Consider the following 17,037-nt stretch of genomic DNA (forward strand, 5'->3'; position numbering starts at 1 on the left):
GGATACGGAGCAGAACTTGATGAGCAATGCACTGAAACCGGGAAATACGGCACAGCAAGGTGCTGATATGGCACCTGTTCAGCTTGGCATTGGCTTGAATGCCGTCATTGTATCGGTAAAGGATAAGGTTCCCTTTGTGCTCACCGTTCCGCAAAAGGTACCGAACGAACTTGCCGGATTACCCTCTGGCCCATTTGACCCGCGTGTTCATCGCACATTTGAACTTGGCCTACGTGCCTTTGTGGAGGAGCAAACAGCCCTTCATATCGGCCATGTTGAGCAGCTTTACACATTTGGCGATCGTGGACGTTATTCACTTGCAAAAGCTGGCGAGCCGCACATGGTTTCAGTTGGCTACCTTGCTTTGACACGCCAGACACCAGGATCGGAAAAGCTGCTTGCACGGCAGGGGGCGCGGTGGCGTCCATGGTATGATTTTTTCCCATGGGAAGACTGGCGCGGCGGACAGCCGAAGATGTTGGAGGCGATCATTCACCCCAGCATGGATGCGTTCAGCAAAACACCAGATGAGGATGCTAGAACCTATCAGGAACTGAGCCGAAGAGACCGCTATCAGCTTGCCTTCGGTGTGGGCTCACTGAAGTGGGATGAGGAACGTGTTCTGGATCGTTACGAACTGCTTTATGGTTCCGGGCTTATGTATGAGGCCCTGCGCGACAAACAGCCTACAGCGCTGGAGCGTGGTACCTTGCCTGATCTGGGAGAAGGCCTTGCCCATGATCATAGGCGCATTCTGGCAACGGCGCTTTCACGGCTGCGCGCAAAGCTAAAGTACAGACCTGTTGTGTTTGAACTCATGCCGCCAGAATTCACGCTGACCGATCTCCAGCAAACGGTAGAAGCCATCTCCGGCAGGCACTTGCATAAACAAAATTTCCGACGTCTTGTTGAAACCGGACAGCTGGTTGAGCCGACGGGTCGCACCTCGACGTATACTGGCGGACGCCCTGCCGCTCTTTATCGTTTCCGTCGAGACATTTTGAAAGACCGCCTCGCCCCCGGATTGCGTGTGAGTCTGCTTTGATTCACTTTTTGCCCTAGTTGCCGTTAGGTTATCTACATCTATTTTGCGCTTTTTTCCTAGAAGATCAGCATAACGAAAATGTAGTTGTGGATTTTGCGAGGGGGCCAATGGTTAACCTTGTTAAGATTTTGATTGTGTTGATTTCCTAAAACACACTGCATCGCCACTAATGAATTTTGTGGCGGCGTGCCTTTAATATCCTATGATTTTTGGCCCGTGAAAAGAAACACCCAAACAAAAAATAGCCCTCGTTTCTTAGTGAGCATCACACGGAGAAATTAACTATATGCTGGTTGCTAGCCGTGCGTGCTGTGGCAGAAAAACTGGGGTTTTGGTGAACTTAACTTTATATCAAGGTTAAGAGCCAAAAATGCACTCATCCGAAAAATTGACGGGTGGGGATGTGTTTATCGGGCTTCTTCATCCTGTCGACCTCAGAGTTTGGAGTTTCCTTGTTTAGGGAGCTCAGGGGCGCTGAGTTTTGGGCGTTGCTTTGGAGTAAATTGCGTATGTCGGGCCGTGGGATGAAAAAGAATACAGGGCGCAGTGCTGTCCTCATGTACTTTAAGTACCCAATTCTAGCTGCAGGGCTTGCAGTTGGAACGTTTGCCGCGACTCCAGTTGCGCTTCAGGACATTCCTGCACTGACCAGATCGCTGGACGAAGATACTCCGCGGTGGATGCAGTTTGTTTCCGCACAAGACATAGCAAAGCTCTCCAAGTATCTGGTGCCGTCTCCGGCACAGCAAAAATTGGCTCAGCAAGAGGTCATCAATCGCGGTGGTAAGGGTGATATGCAATTCACCAAACTCTCAAACCGGGCGGTTGCATTCATTCAAAATGCTGGCAAGCCAAGGACTTCTGATCGTTTCGTTTCCCAACTTCCACAAATGGCATTCAATGGCCATTATGGTGGGGATGCGCTTGCGGGGCTTTCGCACAACCAGCAGCTTGATATGTCCCCTCTTGGCAAAGCAGCGCGACGTGCTGCATTGGCTGCGCGAAAACATATGGCGCGGAAAAAGGTCGTAAGGCAGCCTGGAACGATTTCCATTGCCCAGCAAAATGCCGCTGCCATGACAACCGCATATGCGCCTGCAATCTCAAAGACAAACAAAGCTCCGTTTGATGCGTTGCTCAACAAGCCAAGGGTTTCCATCACCCCGTCGGGCAAGCCTGAGCTTTCAGATAAAGAACTGGCATCTTATTCAGAGACTAATCCTCACTGGTGGTACATGCGCAAGTTGCCAAGTTCGGCAAAGTCCAAACGTGACATGCGCTGTCTTGCAGAGGCTATCTATTTTGAAGCACGCAGCGAACCACGCGACGGGCAAATCGCTGTCGCGCAGGTTGTGCTCAATCGTTTAAAGAACCCCGCTTATCCAAACACAGTTTGCGGCGTGGTTTATCAAAACAAAGGCAGGAAGAACGCCTGTCAGTTCTCATTTGCGTGTGATGGTATCCCAGAGCGCGTGACAGAGCCAGGTCCTTGGGCGAAAGCGAAGAAAATTGCGCGGCAGATTGTAGATGGGGAAGTGAGCATTCCTGCTGTGGATGCATCCACCCATTATCACGCGACATATGTGCGGCCGAACTGGGCGCCAACGATGCAGCGTAAGAAGCGCATCGGCAAACACATCTTTTACAAAACTTACGGTGGCGGCTGGAGCTAATTTCTCACGGCACCGTGTTCAAGCGATTTTTGGTGGCCTGACCGCTTCCATTTAAGAAACCCGCATCAGCCGAGACGGATGCGGGTTTTTTGGATAATCCTGATAGAAAGCAGGCGCTATGCCACTTCTACGATTGTTCTTCCACGCACTTGCCCTTTGAGCAGCTTCGCAGCGCGCTCCTCAACATCAGCCAGCTTGATCACCTCGGATAGGGAATCCAGCTTCGCAAGGTCCAGGTCCTGCACAAGTCTTGCGTAGGCTTCTTCGCGAAGGGCCATCGGCGCCATCACAGAGTCCACACCCAGCAGTGCTACACTGCGCAGGATGAACGGCATTACGCTGCCTGATAGATCCATTCCCTGAGCCAGCCCACAAGCTGCGACTGCGCCGCCGTAATTAGTCTGAGCAATCAGGTTTGCAAGTGTGTGGCTACCAGCCACATCAACTGCCGCTGCCCATCGTTCCTTACCAAACGGCTTGCCCTTTTCTGACAATTGCGCACGATCCAACACTTCGCTCGCTCCAAGGCTCTTTAGAAAGTCCGTTTCTTCCAGACGACCCGTAAATGCAATGGTCTCAAAGCCAAGCTTGGAAAGAATGCTAATGGCAACAGAGCCAACACCGCCGGAAGCACCCGAGACAGCAACAGGACCTTGCTCAGGTGTGATCCCATATCTCTCCAATGCCATCACGCAGAGCATAGCCGTGTAGCCTGCCGTTCCAATGGCAGCAGCGCGTGCTGGGGAAAGCTCGCTTGGGCGATGCAGGAGGCATTCCGACTTCAAGCGTGCCACTTTTGCATAAGCGCCAGTGTGAACTTCGCCAACGCCATAGCCGTTAAGAATAACCTGATCGCCAGGCTTAAAACGATCACTATCGCTGGTCAGCACTTCGCCCACCACGTCAATTCCCGGTACCATAGGAAATTTGCGGACAATACCTGGAGCGCCAGCCAATGCCAGCCCGTCCTTATAGTTGATTGTCGAGTGAGTGACCTTAACAGTCACATCACCTTCTGAAAGCTGGTCTACCGTTACTTTGTTCCAGCGGGGAGGAAGGGGTTTGCGGCCACTTTCATCGGCTTCAATCCAAAGGGCTTCAAACTCATTCATGGCCACATCCTTTTAACGAAATAAGACGCCTGAAACCTGTCAGAAACCCCGTTTGTTAGCAAGTAAATAACGCTAGGTAACACCACTCAGATCGCGAAACCGAGCTTTCGTGGAATTTCAATTTTTATGTTTACGCTGGCGCGCGCACAAGAGCACTTTTAGAGGCAGATTGCTCGCGAATGGGCCAGTGAACGATTGCTGCAAAAATTCCAAGTGCAATGCCCAGCCACCAAATGGCGTCATAATTGCCGCTCTTTTCATAAAGCACACCGCCAAGCCAAACGCCAAGGAATGACCCGATTTGGTGAAACAGAAAAACGATCCCAAACAATGTGGCCATGAAACGCGGTCCGAACATGATTGCAACGAGGCCAGAAGTCGGTGGTACAGTCGACAGCCATAAGACACCCATTGTTGCCGCAAAGATCAAGGTCGAGGCTTCAGAGATTGGCAAACTGATGTAAAGCGTGATCGCAATTGCACGAGCAAGATAAATGACGGACAGCAGATACTGCTTGGGGACGCGGCTTCCCAGCACACCAGAAAACATGCAGCCAATGATATTGAACAAGCCAATTAGAGCAAGCGCCCAAGCGCCCAATGAAACGCTAAAGCCCTGATCGACTATAAAAGTCGGCATATGCACTGTGATGAATGCAACATGGAAGCCGCAGACGAAGAAGCCGAAAATGAGCAATATATAGTCTCTGGTTTTAAATGCTAATGCCAAAGCCTGAGATAGGGTCATGGTGTTTTGAGGGTCAACAGAACCGCCCGTTTTCGCGGCTGCAGACTGACCGCGCAGAAAGTATGCGAATAAAGGTACAAGGATCACCAGCGCTGCCATGTACACCAGAGCGTTGGACCAGCCGAAGTTGTCAATCAGCCCCAACCCGAGCGGTGCAAACAAGAACTGACCGAATGAGCTGGCTGCCGTTCCTATACCAAATGCAATACCATGATACTTTGGCTGTACTGAGCGGGCGAAGGCAGCCAGCACGAGTGAAAACGAAGTGAACGCAACCCCTAAGCCAACCAGAACGCCGGCTGAGACCTGAAGCAGTAACGGGGTATCTGACATACTCATAAGAAAGAGGCCTGTGGCGTAGATTGCCGCGCCAAGTACCAGAGTTCTCCCGGTACCGAATTTATCGGCCATCATGCCTGCAAAGGGCTGTGCAACGCCCCACATAAGGTTTTGAAGAGCGAGGGCAAATGCAAACACATCTCTGCCCCAACCAAATTCAGAGGACATTGGCGTCAAAAACAGGCCCAAGGTCGCGCGCGGACCGAAAGACAATGCACCAATGATACACCCACTCAGAATGATGAGGGGAACGTTGGGCTGATACCGGCGGGATGAACGTTCCGCAACTTGGGTTGCTTGAGGCATTGCAGCTTTCTTTCTTGTGCCCGGCTTTAACACTTCAAACCGACTTCAAATCTTTGGGGTGAGTTATCTCTGAGTTTAGAAACAATGCTCAGGTTTAAATGAGATTTTAGACTTGGAATAATTGAAATTAGTTATGCGATCCATCAGCAATTGGAATGAGCTTTTATCCTAGGGGCACTCTTTAAAAATGCAGCCTAGAAGCCCTTAGTTACCTGCAGAGAGCTTAGGTAAGTGGTTAATCCTGCCGTATTTCAGATGCACCCTATCTAGTAGGGGAACTTCACTTAGTTCTCAAAAGGTCATTTGCGGCCTGTTCGGTCTCAATGCGCTTTAAAAATGGGTATGCTCTGTTTATTTGTGCCCTGCAAATTTGAACTGATAAGTGGTTATTTTGTATAGAAAGTTTCCTCTAAAACGCCCCGACAATATGCATTGGGCAAAAGAATAGCTTGTTCGCCGCACCGAAGCGCTCTATAAAAAACTCAAAGTGAGCATAATTATCTGAACCGACTTTCCAGTCGCATTTTTTTAACAGCTCCTTATACTCAGTTTGAGTATATTGCGGTTTGAAACCGGAAGACAGAGGAAGAGCACATGTCCACCACCACACTCAGCACCGAAACCGGGGGCATTGCTGCCAATATTCGTGACATTGCTGCGCAATCAGGCTTACCGGCCCAGCAACGTTATGCACCTGTGAAGCGCCCTGATCTGACCTATACGCCAGAAGTCGCGGCAGCGACAGCTGGTGCCTATGAGAAGGTGAAGGACTTTATTCCCGCAATCGAGTGGGCAGCGCTTGCGCCATTAATACATGCGATCAACAAGCTGAAGAAAGAGCGCAACGCGGTTATTCTGGCTCACAACTACATGACGCCGGATATCTTCCACGGTGTTGCAGACATTGTTGGCGATAGCCTGCAGCTTGCCAAAGAAGCTGCCAAAACCGAAGCTGAAGTCATTGTACAGTGCGGTGTGCACTTTATGGCCGAAACATCGAAGATCCTATCTCCCGAAAAAACGATCCTGATTCCTGATATGGACGCGGGTTGCTCACTTGCTGAATCCATTACCGGTGCGGACGTGCGCAAACTGCGCGAAGCAAACCCTGGTGTTCCGATCATCACTTACGTCAACACCTCTGCAGATGTGAAGGCTGAATGCGATATTTGCTGTACCTCTTCCAATGCGGTTCAAGTTGTTGAGGCAATGGGAACTGATAAGGTCCTGCTGATCCCGGACCAGTACCTTGCAGCCAATGTGAACAATCAAACCGATGTGGACGTGCTGACCTATGCTGGCTCGTGCGAGGTGCATGAGCGTTTTACAGCTGAAGAGCTGCGAGATTACCGCGCGGTTGACCCGGACGTAAAAATCATTGCTCACCCTGAGTGCCCGCCAGAAGTTGTTGCTGAGGCTGACTTTACAGGCTCTACGTCCCATATGATTGACTGGGTCAAAGACAACAGTCCAGAAAAGGTGATGATGATTACCGAATGTTCTATGGCTGATAATGTTGCGGCATCAACGCCGGGTGTAAACTACATTCGTCCTTGTAACCTGTGCCCACACATGAAGCGCATCACACTTACTAAAATTCTTGACTGTCTTATCGACATGTCCGGTGAAGTGATTGTTGATGAAAGTGTGGCTGATCGCGCACGCGCAGCCGTAGAACGCATGATCAACTTGAAGAACTAGTGGCTTTCGTGTAGCTCGCTTACACAAAACTCATATGCTCCCCTGCTGCCAACCACAGGCAGCAGGCTTCGAGACCTGGTCCCCATTAGCCTGGAATAATCTCTGAAATGTCTAAGTCCGGTTCTTCTCTCGCCCCCGCTGTTGCCCTGAACGGCGTGGATGATGTTGTTATCTTAGGTGGTGGCCTTGCTGGCCTATTTTGTGCGCTCAAGCTTGCGCCAAGGCCGGTGACGATTGTTACAAACGCCCCAATTGGCGGCGGCACATCCTCCGCGTGGGCCCAGGGCGGCATTGCAGCTGCTGTGGCTGAGGGCGATTGTTACTCAGCTCATGCACAAGATACGATCATAGCTGGCGATGGTATTTGTGACGAAGCGATCGTTGAAGGCATGACACGGGAAGCCTCCGAGCGCATCCATGACCTGCTGGATTATGGCGTTCCGTTCGACAAGGACCTTGCTGGCAAGCTGGCTCTTTCGCGTGAAGCAGCCCACTCCAGCAACCGGGTTGTCCGCGTACGCGGAGACATGGCTGGCCAAGCCATTATGCAGGCGCTTGTTGAGGCCGCTTATAAGACACCGTCTATCCGTATCGTTGAAGGATATATCGGTTGCCAGCTTCTCACCGAAGGCCGGTATGTGACTGGAATTACGGCCCGCCGACGTGGTGGTACACAGCGTATTACCATTCCTGCAAAGGCGGTCGTATTGGCCTCTGGTGGTGTAGGCCACCTGTATTCCACTACAACCAATCCAAGCGAAGCAAACGGGCATGGCCTTGCGATGGCAGCACGCGCAGGGGCGCTGGTGTCTGATGCTGAATTCGTCCAGTTCCACCCAACTGCACTTGATGTTGAGCAGGATCCGGCACCGCTTGCAAGTGAAGCTATTCGGGGCGATGGCGCTATTCTTGTCAACTCCGATGGCCACCGGTTTATGGAGGGGAATCATGGCGACCTTGAGCTGGCTCCTCGTGACATTGTCGCCCGCGCGATCCACACGGAGATTGCACAGGGCAGAGGCGCTTTCCTCGACTGCCGTGAGGCAATCGGAGCAAGTTTCCCAGAACATTACACCCGCGTTTATGCTGCTTGTCAGAAAGCTGGCATTGATCCAGTGAATGGGCTTATTCCTGTTGCCCCCGCTGCGCATTACCACATGGGCGGTGTATTGACCGATGCTTCAGGACGCACCTCTGTAGACAATCTTTGGGCCGCTGGTGAAGTTGCATCAACTGGTGCACATGGCGCCAACCGTCTAGCTTCCAACTCTTTGCTTGAGGCTGTGGTGTTTGCAGCGCGCATTGCAGAAGATATCCAGGCTTTGATGCCTCATCAGCGCGTGCACCACTGGGCCGAGATTGATGACCGCGATGATCAAGCCTCAACACGCAACCCACAAGAACGTGCTGTGGTTTCTTTGGTTCGCTCATTGATGTCTCGTAGTGTTGGTGTCGTGCGTGATGCTGCTGGCCTGACAAACACGCTTGCTCGCTTACATGCAGCTGAAAAGCTCTGCCGAAGAGATTCAATCCTCAACATGGTGATTGCGGCAAAGTTGATTACCGGTTCTGCTCTGCTTCGCGAAGAAAGCCGCGGTGGACACTTCCGCCTCGACTTCCCGCAGAAGGCAGAGGCAGCCAAACGTTCTTACATCAAGCTTGCCCAAATCGAAGCACTTGCACAACAAGCAAGCGCAAGCGACATCGGCCAGAAAGCGATTGAAGAGGAAGACCTGCTATGAGCACCTCGTCCTTACCTGAACTCCCCTTGATCATGGTTGATAATGCCGTCAAGGCTGCATTGCTTGAGGACGTTGGCCGTGCCGGTGATATCACCTCGCAGGCTACTATTCCGGCGAGCGCTGTTGCTACTGGTGTGATCGCCGCTCGAAAAGAAGGTGTCCTGGCTGGCGTTGATCTGGCCCTTTCTGCCTTTCGTCAAATTGATCCGAACCTTGATGTTAATATATTGTCGTGTGACGGGGATAAACTAGAACCTGGGACAATCGTTGCGCGTATCCATGGATCAGCCCGCTCACTCTTGACTGCCGAACGTGTGGCTTTGAACTTCCTCAGCCATCTTTCTGGCATTGCGAGCGCTACCAACGCATTTCAACGCAAAATCTCACATACCAACGCAAAAGTGGTTTGTACGCGCAAAACCACTCCGGGACTTCGCAGCTTTGAAAAGTATGCTGTGCGTTGTGGCGGCGGTATGAACCACAGATTTGGTCTGGATGATGCGATCTTGATCAAGGATAATCACATTGCTGTTGCTGGTGGTGTTATCCCCGCGATTGAAAGCGCCCGCGCCTTTGCCGGACACCTGGTCCGCATTGAAGTGGAAGTGGACACACTGCAGCAGCTCAAAGACGCGCTGACTGCCAGGCCCGATGTGGTGATGCTGGATAATATGGGGCCTAGTCTTTTAAGGCAGGCGGTTGAGATAAATAATAGTCAGGCTGTGCTAGAAGCTTCTGGAACGGTTACGCTTTCAACCGTGCAGGCGATCGCAGAATCTGGTGTTGATATCATCTCTTCTGGCTGGATCACCCATTCAGCGCCCATACTTGATCTAGGGCTGGATATTGAAATCGGGTAGAGCGGTTTCGCAGGCTCATTGATTTAAATGAAAAAGGCCCGATCTGATGACCGGGCCTTTTTCTTGTTCTTATCTTATCCAACACCTTACATGTTTGGATAGTTTGGTCCGCCAGTGCCTTCCGGAACGGTCCATGTGATGTTGCCGTTCGGGTCTTTGATGTCACATGTTTTACAGTGTACGCAGTTTTGAGCGTTGATCTGGAAGCGCGGCGGCTCGCCGTTTTCTTCCACCCATTCATACACACCAGCTGGGCAATAACGGCTTGATGGTCCATCGTAAACATCGTGTTCTGAGAGCTTTTGCAAAGCTTCATCACGCAGCTTGAGGTGGATCGGCTGATCTTCCTCGTGGTTCGTGTTGGACAGGAAGACAGAGGAAAGCTTGTCGAAGGAAATCTTGCCGTCCGGTTTAGGGTAGTCGATCTTTTTACAATCCTTAGCCGCTTTAAGGCTCGCAGCGTCGGACTTGCCGTGTTTCACGGTACCGAAGAAGGAGAAGCCTAGCAGCTCGTTGGTCCACATATCGAAGCCACCGAAAACCATACCCCACAAACTGCCGAGTTTGGATTGCAATGGCTTGACGTTGCGGACCTTTCGCAGGTCTGCACCGATCTCAGAAGAACGCCATGCACTGTCGAACTCGTCCAGCTCCTGATGTGCTTCACCGCGCCCGAGGGATTCAACCACCATGTCAGCCGCCATGATGCCGGAGAGAACAGCGTTGTGCGAGCCTTTGATCCGCGGCACGTTCACCAAACCAGCAGAACAGCCGATGATCAGACCACCTGGGAAGGACAGTTTAGGTACGGACTGATATCCCCCTTCGGAGATTGCGCGGGCGCCGTAGGAAATACGCTTGCCGCCTTCAAACAATTCCTTCTCACCAGGATGGGTTTTAAAGCGCTGGAATTCATCAAATGGAGACAAATGTGGGTTCTGGTAGTTGAGGTTTACAACAAACCCAACCGCAACTTGATTGTCTTCCAGATGATACAGGAATGAACCGCCTTGGGTTTTGCTGTCCAGTGGCCACCCCATGGAGTGCTTCACCAGTCCCGGCTTATGCTTGGAAGGCTCAACTTCCCACAGTTCTTTGATACCGATACCAAATTTAGGGTGATCGCAGTCGCGGTCCAGGTCAAACTTGTCAATCAGGGTCTTAGCTAGAGAGCCGCGAACGCCTTCGGCAATCAACGTGTATTTGCCGAGCAGAGCCATCCCACGCATATAGCCATCTTTGTGAGACCCGTCGCGAGCAACACCCATATCACCGGTCGCAACACCAATCACTTTACCGGCATCATCGTAAAGCATCTCAGCTGCTGCAAAGCCTGGATAGATTTCCACACCGAGCGCTTCTGCTTTTTCGGCAAGCCAACGACAGACATTGCCCAAGGATACAATGTAATTGCCGTGGTTGTTCATCAGCTTAGGCATAAGGAAATTCGGGAGCCGAATGCCACCCGAAGGACCAAGCAGGTTAAACTGGTCTGAAGTGACGGGGGTTTTGATCGGTGCAGTCTCATCCTGACGCCAGTCTGGAATAAGCTTATCAATGCCCACTGGATCAATCACCGCGCCGGACAGAACATGGGCACCAATCTCAGAGCCCTTTTCCAACACAACAACGGAGACTTCCTCACCCTTCTCCTGTGCCTGCTGCTTGATGCGGATTGCTGCGGAAAGACCAGCTGGTCCTCCTCCCACAACGACCACGTCAAATTCCATGGATTCGCGCTCTGGCAGAGTTTCCCCTTCAGACATATTTTTCTCCCTTCACACTTTATCCACCCCATTTCCCAGGAAATGATGTGGCAGCGCACTATTTTTACGCGCATCAAGCGTCAAAACTTTATTTGATATCTGTGTAATTGACCGATTACTCTAGTGCAATGCGTTTTAAGGTGCATTCCTGTTGCTACCCCATCATAATATTTTCGGCCAACTTATGAAGTCATTATGATTTCCTCAATTCTCAGGAATGAATTGGGGGTGATGCGCGCATAGGCTCTTCAAACTTGTTTTTCCAATGGACACGCACGACATCATATAGAATATAGGAGAGGAAGGCGCGTTGCCCTCCCATGGTGCATTGCAAAAGAGCTATTCCCTTTGGCGTTTACCATGCTGTGTGTCACAACTAGTGAATGACTATGTCTGAAGTTCCTGTCGCAAATGCCGCCGAATTAGAGGCTTATCTGGAGTTCTTAAGTGCTGTCGGTGTCGACTGTGCTTTGGAAGATGCTCCAGTAGACCGCTTTGCACAAACGCAGGCGCAGCAGGTTAAACAGTCACCGCATCGTGCAACGCCTCAACAGGTACAATCAGAAGTACCCTCAGGAGCAGCTCCAGCACCGCAGCAGCCCAAAAACTTAAGCATTTCCCCTGCGGCCCTCGCCCGAAACATGCGCGAAAATGGCGTCCCACCAGAGGCAAAGCAGGAAGCGCGTAAAATTCTGGAACGCCAGAAGGCAGCGAAGGAAGCCTCCGTCACCTCCTCATTGCCAACGGCGGTGAGTGATGGAAGTGCTGTTGTTCCCGATGCCGCTGCAGTTGAGTCTGCTCGCAATGCTGCCAAATCCGCACAGTCGCTCGACGACTTACGCCGTATCCTTAGCAAGTTTGATGGCTGTAATCTGCGTTTAACCGCGAAGAACCTGGTTCTTGGAGATGGCAATCCAAATGCGAGGGTTATGTTTGTCGGCGAAGCCCCTGGCCGGGAAGAAGACCTCAAAGGGGTGCCGTTTGTAGGTCGGTCCGGATATCTGCTGGACCGGATGTTGAAAGCGATCAAGCTTAGCCGCTCAGATGTTTACATCACGAATATTGTGCCTTGGCGTCCTCCGGGAAACCGCACGCCAACGCCGCACGAGACCGAAATTTGTCGCCCATTTATTCAGCAGCAGATTGAGCTGGTTGACCCTGAGCTGATTGTTTTCCTTGGAGCAGCTTCTGCTAAGACGCTCAGCGGGACACGTGATGGTATTCGTAAACTGCGTGGACGCTGGTTGACCCTTGGTGAGGAAGGTTTTCAACGCAAAGCGATTGTGACGTACCACCCAGCTTACCTGCTTCGCAGCCCAGCGGAAAAGCGATATGCTTGGCGAGATTTCCTTCAAGCTCGTGCTGAGCTTGAAACAAACGTGTAGCGCTTAGGCCCAGCCCTGTGAGTTCTCATGGCGCCATTTTGTCATAGAGATCACACAGTTTCACTTTCTTGGATATTTTGCCACTTCTTTTGGTCAGCACTCTTCTTTCTTGCTCAATGCTATCTATATTGATTGAAGCTGGATAATCCGGCGATACGTATATGATTGACGTTTGAGGAGAGTTTTGAGTTGTTGAACAAGCTGCGCAGCTACATTCCGGGCAAATGGGGAGAAGTAAAGCCTGTTGTTCCTGTTGTCCGACTGAACGGTGTTATTGGAGCAGGATCTCCGTTGAAACCCGGTTTGAGTTTAAGCAGTGTTGAAGACGCGCTTGAGACAGCTTTTAGCTTTAAAGAAGCTCCTGCGATTGCGTTGAGTGTCAACTCACCTGGCGGCTCACCTGTTCAATCAAATCTTATCTTCAAGCGCATTCGTCAGCTGGCTGATGAAAACAACAAGCAGGTTCTTGTTTTCGTAGAAGATGTAGCAGCTTCCGGCGGCTATATGATCGCATTGGCTGGTGACGATATCATCGTTGATCAAGCTTCAGTCGTTGGTTCTATCGGAGTTGTATCTGCTGGTTTTGGCTTTACGGAGCTTCTCCAAAAAGCTGGCGTGGAACGCCGCGTTTATACCAGCGGAGACAAAAAAGTTACGCTCGACCCGTTTTCGCCAGAAATCAAAGAGGACGTAGAGCACCTCAAGACGTTGCAGCACGAAATCCATGAAATGTTCATCGACATGGTGAAGCGCCGCCGCGGTGATGTGTTAGGCGACGAAAAAGAGCTGTTTTCAGGATTGTTTTGGACAGGAGCCAAAGCACGGGATCTGGGTCTGGTTGACAGTATTGGAGACTTACACTCAACGATCCGGGAACGTTTTGGCAAAGAGACCAAAATCAAAGTTATTGGTGCCAAAAAGCGTTTCCTTGGACGTTTTATTCCCGGTGCAAGCCTTCAAGGCAACCTGACAGAGGCCGCAGGCAGCTTGCCCGCTGCAACTCTTGCAACTTTGGAAGAAAAAAGTCTTTGGGCAAAGTTTGGTCTTTAGCCAATCTCCATATGATTGACAAAATTGACCTTCAATAACAATGCTTCACATAAGTGATGGAAGGAAAATGCAGATGACTGAGGTATTGGGAACTGTTGCCTTGATTGCAGGCGGATACGCTCTTTACAAGGCTGTAAAAAAAGAAATCGCCAACATGGCATTCAAGAAACAGCCTGCCTATGCAACTGCTCGCAAGCGTGCGGTTGACCCAGCATACACTCGTCTGGTTGAAGATCCGGCCACCGGCAAATACCGACCAGTTAGCAACTACTAATATCGCAGTGGTTGCCTTCTTGCCTGACAAGTAAACCCCGCAAGACATTTGGTCTGCGGGTTTATTGTCGATGGGCTGCGCTATTGCGCAAGCGACTTAAAGGCTCCCATCAACCGGAATTGATTGAGCACTTGCAAACCAGTTGTGTGGATTCCAGTTTGATTTGATAGCTCGCAAATTCCGGTCCTGCGGCCCACTGTCATAGTTTTGTAAAAAATAAAGATACATGGCATTGGCGATTCCGGGTGAACTCTGGCCATTCACACCCAAACTACAGTCCGGATAATTGAAGTAACAGCCATCGACGATATCATCTGGGTCATTGCGTGGATCAGGGTAACCGCCATATTTGGCATAGACCGCCGAATACATATCGTTGATCCAAGTTACATGTGCGTGTTCACTTTGAACATCATCTTGCCCAATAGCAGTGTCGCTATCCCAATAGGTTTGATATTGTAGCTTCATTATAGAACTACGCTGAGCGATCGGAGTATCAGAGCTTCCAACTTGGTTGATGGCACACCCATAACTATCGATTTGGCATAAGCTTTGTCTCATATCGCTTAAAGACAGCCCATCAGGAACGCGTTGTAAATGTTCATGCAACGCTGCAACCATATCGGAAGTAAAGCCTTTTTTCATGTAAGCTGATTTGTACTTCCCAAACTGGTTCGGGCCTGAACCATTTGCATTTTGTACGCCTTCAAGAAAAGTAAAGTGACGTAGCTCAGATGAACTATTCACGGGCGTAATGGAGTGAGTTGTACCGTGCCATGGATGACCATTGATAGGTCCCGGCTGAACGGAAAGCTTTGTTATTTCGCTCAGAGATCTTCTTTGCTCTCTAAGCTTATCAGTCAGATACGATTCATATTCCTTGCCCTTTACTCCTAACGAGGGGGCATCAAAGTAATAGGACGCAAATACCATCTGACCAGCAGCTAAATGGTTTGCATGGAAGATTCCGAAGCTCGGCCATTTGGACTTATCCCCGTCCTGACCGTCTTCAGAAAACTTTGTAAACAGTTCAAGTAATTGGCTCATGACCTCTTCTGTGATGAGCAAGTTTCCGCCTGTATCTTTCCAATCAAATGAAAAAGCTGCGGTATACATATATTGAGGGGCTTTAGGTGTATTTTGAAAATAATAGCGTGTGATGATCCCGAAGTTTCCACCACCACCTCCACAAACCGCCCAGAAGATATCAGGATGGTTCACCGGAGAGATTTTTTCATAGAGTTCGGGGACTGACGCTCCTTTAGGTATCATCACAACATCAACCGCAGACAGGTAGTCGACTGTGAGACCAAATGCACGAGAGAGAAGGCCATACCCTCCTCCGGTTATATGCCCACCGAGCCCTACAGAATAGCAACTGCCAGCTGGTAAAGTTGTGTCAAACATGTTGTTAAACATGCGATACATCTCCCAGTTCCCATAGCCCACATCTATAAAATACCCATGATTAGCGTCACAACCAATCCCTCTCAGGCCCGTCAGATCAATGATGAACTTGGTCTCGTGGTTGTACACAAAGTTCTCATAGCAATGACGGCCACAGGTGATTTGCAAGTCACCGGCTCTCCCTCCCAAGGCGATAACTTCCTTCCATGCAACAGCCACCTCAGCTGCACTCGTGGGAGCAAAAACACGTTTCAGGTTATTCGCGTACCAACGTCTGTCAAACCCTTGTCTGTCACTTAATATTGGAAGGCGGGACGTAACCATAAGATGCTCCTCATCTGTCATGCAAACTGCTAAGACAACGCTCACTAGATACGGTTTCCCTCCCCTTCCCTAGCCCTTATATTTTGGAATGCTGTTCGCTGAGACCACACGTGAAATTCTACTTCCCCCCAAAACACCAACAGGCTAAAAAAAGAGTATTTCGCCTTAGTCCCCGCCATTTTTAAAAAATGTCTGTGATTTCTCAGGAATGCTTGACCTTCCCTGTTTGGCATGGCACCTGTGCACCACCTTGGATTTTGCGTAGTTTAAGCGCAGTACATTTTGGATTTTCAGGAAGCACTCCCATGTCTAGTGAAGCCGTTCCGGCACATATGCAGCCAACCAAGTCGTTTCAGGGTCTTCTCATGACCCTCCAGAGATTCTGGGCAGATCAGGGTTGCGTTATTGTGCAGCCTTATGACATGGAAGTTGGCGCGGGTACGTCGCATCCATCAACAACACTGCGCTCCCTTGGACCTCGTCCTTGGAAAGTCGCATATGTGCAGCCATCTCGCCGTCCCACCGATGGCCGTTATGGCGAGAATCCAATGCGCTTGCAGCACTACTATCAGTTTCAGGTTATGCTGAAGCCGTCCCCTGCAAATCTTCAGGAGCTGTACCTCGCGTCCTTACGCGCAATCGGCATCGATACTGACATCCATGATATTCGCTTTGTTGAAGATGACTGGGAAAACCCGACACTGGGTGCATGGGGCCTTGGTTGGGAGTGCTGGTGTGATGGTATGGAAGTCTCACAGTTCACATACTTCCAGCAGGTTGCTGGTTTTGAATGTAAGCCTGTTGCCGGTGAGCTGACCTACGGCCTTGAGCGTATCGCCATGTACGTACAGGGTGTCGACAATGTTTATGACCTGAATTTCAACGGTCTTGAGGGTGATGAAAAGGTAACTTACGGCGACGTGTTCTTGCAGGCTGAGCAAGAATATTCCCGTCACAACTTTGAGCACTCTGATACTGAAATGTTGTTCCGCCACTTCGCGGACCATGAGCGTGAATGTAAGCGCCTTTTGGCAGCAAGCGCAGAAGCAATGGACAAAGCTGGCGATGGCCTGCAAAAGGTTGTTCTTCCTGCGTATGACCAAGCGCTCAAATGCTCTCACGTGTTCAACCTGCTTGATGCGCGTGGTGTGATTTCTGTGACCGAGCGACAGAGCTACATTCTGCGTGTGCGCGAGCTTTCCAAAGCCTGCGGTACAGCTTTCCTTCAGACAGAAGCTGGCGGTGTGGGTTACAACCCATAAGCTTACCGATTACCTGAGTTGAATTTGAAATGCCGAGGCAGAG

The 17,037-nt window shown here is 50.5% G+C and carries 13 protein-coding genes; 9 read left to right on the forward strand and 4 right to left on the reverse strand.

The features are described 5' to 3' along the window. Positions 1-19 precede the first annotated feature (19 nt). Both BMZ51_RS03500 and BMZ51_RS03505 read left to right on the forward strand, forming a co-directional pair. On the forward strand, positions 20-1,045 hold the full coding sequence (locus tag BMZ51_RS03500; RefSeq protein WP_082825629.1) for an NUDIX hydrolase: 1,026 nt from the start codon (positions 20-22) through the stop codon (positions 1,043-1,045). Between the two features lie 509 nt (positions 1,046-1,554). Continuing rightward, positions 1,555-2,718, forward strand: a complete 1,164-nt coding sequence (locus BMZ51_RS03505; protein ID WP_068006015.1) for a cell wall hydrolase — start codon at positions 1,555-1,557, stop codon at positions 2,716-2,718. Between the two features lie 116 nt (positions 2,719-2,834). Here BMZ51_RS03505 and acuI read toward each other — a convergent pair whose 3' ends face one another. Next, positions 2,835-3,830 (reverse strand): acrylyl-CoA reductase (NADPH), encoded by a 996-nt coding sequence (acuI, locus tag BMZ51_RS03510; protein ID WP_068006011.1) that lies wholly within the window; start codon positions 3,828-3,830, stop codon positions 2,835-2,837. Between the two features lie 130 nt (positions 3,831-3,960). Beyond that, entirely contained in the window at positions 3,961-5,223 is a 1,263-nt protein-coding gene (locus BMZ51_RS03515; RefSeq protein WP_068006354.1) for an MFS transporter, read from the reverse strand. Between the two features lie 594 nt (positions 5,224-5,817). Here BMZ51_RS03515 and nadA point away from each other — a divergent pair. The 3 genes from nadA (at position 5,818) to nadC (ending at position 9,526) form a co-directional block, all read left to right on the forward strand. Beyond that, entirely contained in the window at positions 5,818-6,924 is a 1,107-nt protein-coding gene (gene nadA, locus BMZ51_RS03520; protein WP_068006009.1) for a quinolinate synthase NadA, read from the forward strand. A 107-nt stretch (positions 6,925-7,031) separates the two neighbouring features. After that, entirely contained in the window at positions 7,032-8,666 is a 1,635-nt protein-coding gene (locus tag BMZ51_RS03525) for an L-aspartate oxidase (protein WP_068006006.1), read from the forward strand. Next, the gene (gene nadC / locus BMZ51_RS03530; RefSeq protein WP_068005999.1) at positions 8,663-9,526 is read left to right on the forward strand and encodes a carboxylating nicotinate-nucleotide diphosphorylase; all 864 of its coding nucleotides are present in this window, start codon (positions 8,663-8,665) and stop codon (positions 9,524-9,526) included. The genes BMZ51_RS03525 and nadC overlap by 4 nt, the downstream gene beginning before the upstream one ends. A gap of 86 nt (positions 9,527-9,612) precedes the next feature. On the opposite strand, the gene BMZ51_RS03535 is transcribed toward nadC, so the two are convergent. Then, positions 9,613-11,292, reverse strand: coding sequence for an electron transfer flavoprotein-ubiquinone oxidoreductase (locus BMZ51_RS03535; protein WP_068005996.1), 1,680 nt, complete (start codon positions 11,290-11,292; stop codon positions 9,613-9,615). Between the two features lie 389 nt (positions 11,293-11,681). Between BMZ51_RS03535 and BMZ51_RS03540 the strand changes: the two genes are divergently transcribed. The 3 genes from BMZ51_RS03540 (at position 11,682) to BMZ51_RS03550 (ending at position 14,001) form a co-directional block, all read left to right on the forward strand. Continuing rightward, positions 11,682-12,677 carry a uracil-DNA glycosylase gene (locus tag BMZ51_RS03540; protein WP_203416157.1) on the forward strand — a complete coding sequence of 332 codons (996 nt, stop codon included), beginning with the start codon at positions 11,682-11,684 and terminating at the stop codon, positions 12,675-12,677. Between the two features lie 189 nt (positions 12,678-12,866). Next, on the forward strand, positions 12,867-13,727 hold the full coding sequence (locus BMZ51_RS03545) for a S49 family peptidase (protein WP_068006352.1): 861 nt from the start codon (positions 12,867-12,869) through the stop codon (positions 13,725-13,727). 73 nt (positions 13,728-13,800) lie between these two features. Next, positions 13,801-14,001 (forward strand): hypothetical protein, encoded by a 201-nt coding sequence (locus BMZ51_RS03550; protein WP_208979238.1) that lies wholly within the window; start codon positions 13,801-13,803, stop codon positions 13,999-14,001. Between the two features lie 96 nt (positions 14,002-14,097). Here the strand turns inward: BMZ51_RS03550 and BMZ51_RS03555 are convergent, their stop codons facing one another. Continuing rightward, positions 14,098-15,753, reverse strand: a complete 1,656-nt coding sequence (locus BMZ51_RS03555; RefSeq protein WP_342029897.1) for an FAD-binding protein — start codon at positions 15,751-15,753, stop codon at positions 14,098-14,100. 284 nt (positions 15,754-16,037) lie between these two features. Between BMZ51_RS03555 and BMZ51_RS03560 the strand changes: the two genes are divergently transcribed. After that, positions 16,038-16,994: a glycine--tRNA ligase subunit alpha gene (locus BMZ51_RS03560; protein WP_208979239.1), complete on the forward strand. Its 957-nt coding sequence runs from the start codon at positions 16,038-16,040 to the stop codon at positions 16,992-16,994. The last annotated feature ends 43 nt before the right edge of the window (positions 16,995-17,037 follow it).

Source organism: Pseudovibrio axinellae (assembly GCF_900110875.1).
In the GTDB taxonomy this organism is placed as follows: domain Bacteria; phylum Pseudomonadota; class Alphaproteobacteria; order Rhizobiales; family Stappiaceae; genus Pseudovibrio; species Pseudovibrio axinellae.

Excerpts from the sequence above, each read along its gene's own strand:
- BMZ51_RS03500 (WP_082825629.1), top strand. The coding sequence starts at position 20 with ATGAGCAATGCACTGAAACCGGGAAATACGGCACAGCAAGGTGCTGAT.
- BMZ51_RS03505 (WP_068006015.1), top strand. The coding sequence starts at position 1,555 with ATGTCGGGCCGTGGGATGAAAAAGAATACAGGGCGCAGTGCTGTCCTC.
- acuI (WP_068006011.1), bottom strand. The coding sequence starts at position 3,830 with ATGAATGAGTTTGAAGCCCTTTGGATTGAAGCCGATGAAAGTGGCCGC.
- BMZ51_RS03515 (WP_068006354.1), bottom strand. The coding sequence starts at position 5,223 with ATGCCTCAAGCAACCCAAGTTGCGGAACGTTCATCCCGCCGGTATCAG.
- nadA (WP_068006009.1), top strand. The coding sequence starts at position 5,818 with ATGTCCACCACCACACTCAGCACCGAAACCGGGGGCATTGCTGCCAAT.
- BMZ51_RS03525 (WP_068006006.1), top strand. The coding sequence starts at position 7,032 with ATGTCTAAGTCCGGTTCTTCTCTCGCCCCCGCTGTTGCCCTGAACGGC.
- nadC (WP_068005999.1), top strand. The coding sequence starts at position 8,663 with ATGAGCACCTCGTCCTTACCTGAACTCCCCTTGATCATGGTTGATAAT.
- BMZ51_RS03535 (WP_068005996.1), bottom strand. The coding sequence starts at position 11,292 with ATGTCTGAAGGGGAAACTCTGCCAGAGCGCGAATCCATGGAATTTGAC.
- BMZ51_RS03540 (WP_203416157.1), top strand. The coding sequence starts at position 11,682 with ATGTCTGAAGTTCCTGTCGCAAATGCCGCCGAATTAGAGGCTTATCTG.
- BMZ51_RS03550 (WP_208979238.1), top strand. The coding sequence starts at position 13,801 with ATGACTGAGGTATTGGGAACTGTTGCCTTGATTGCAGGCGGATACGCT.
- BMZ51_RS03555 (WP_342029897.1), bottom strand. The coding sequence starts at position 15,753 with ATGACAGATGAGGAGCATCTTATGGTTACGTCCCGCCTTCCAATATTA.
- BMZ51_RS03560 (WP_208979239.1), top strand. The coding sequence starts at position 16,038 with ATGTCTAGTGAAGCCGTTCCGGCACATATGCAGCCAACCAAGTCGTTT.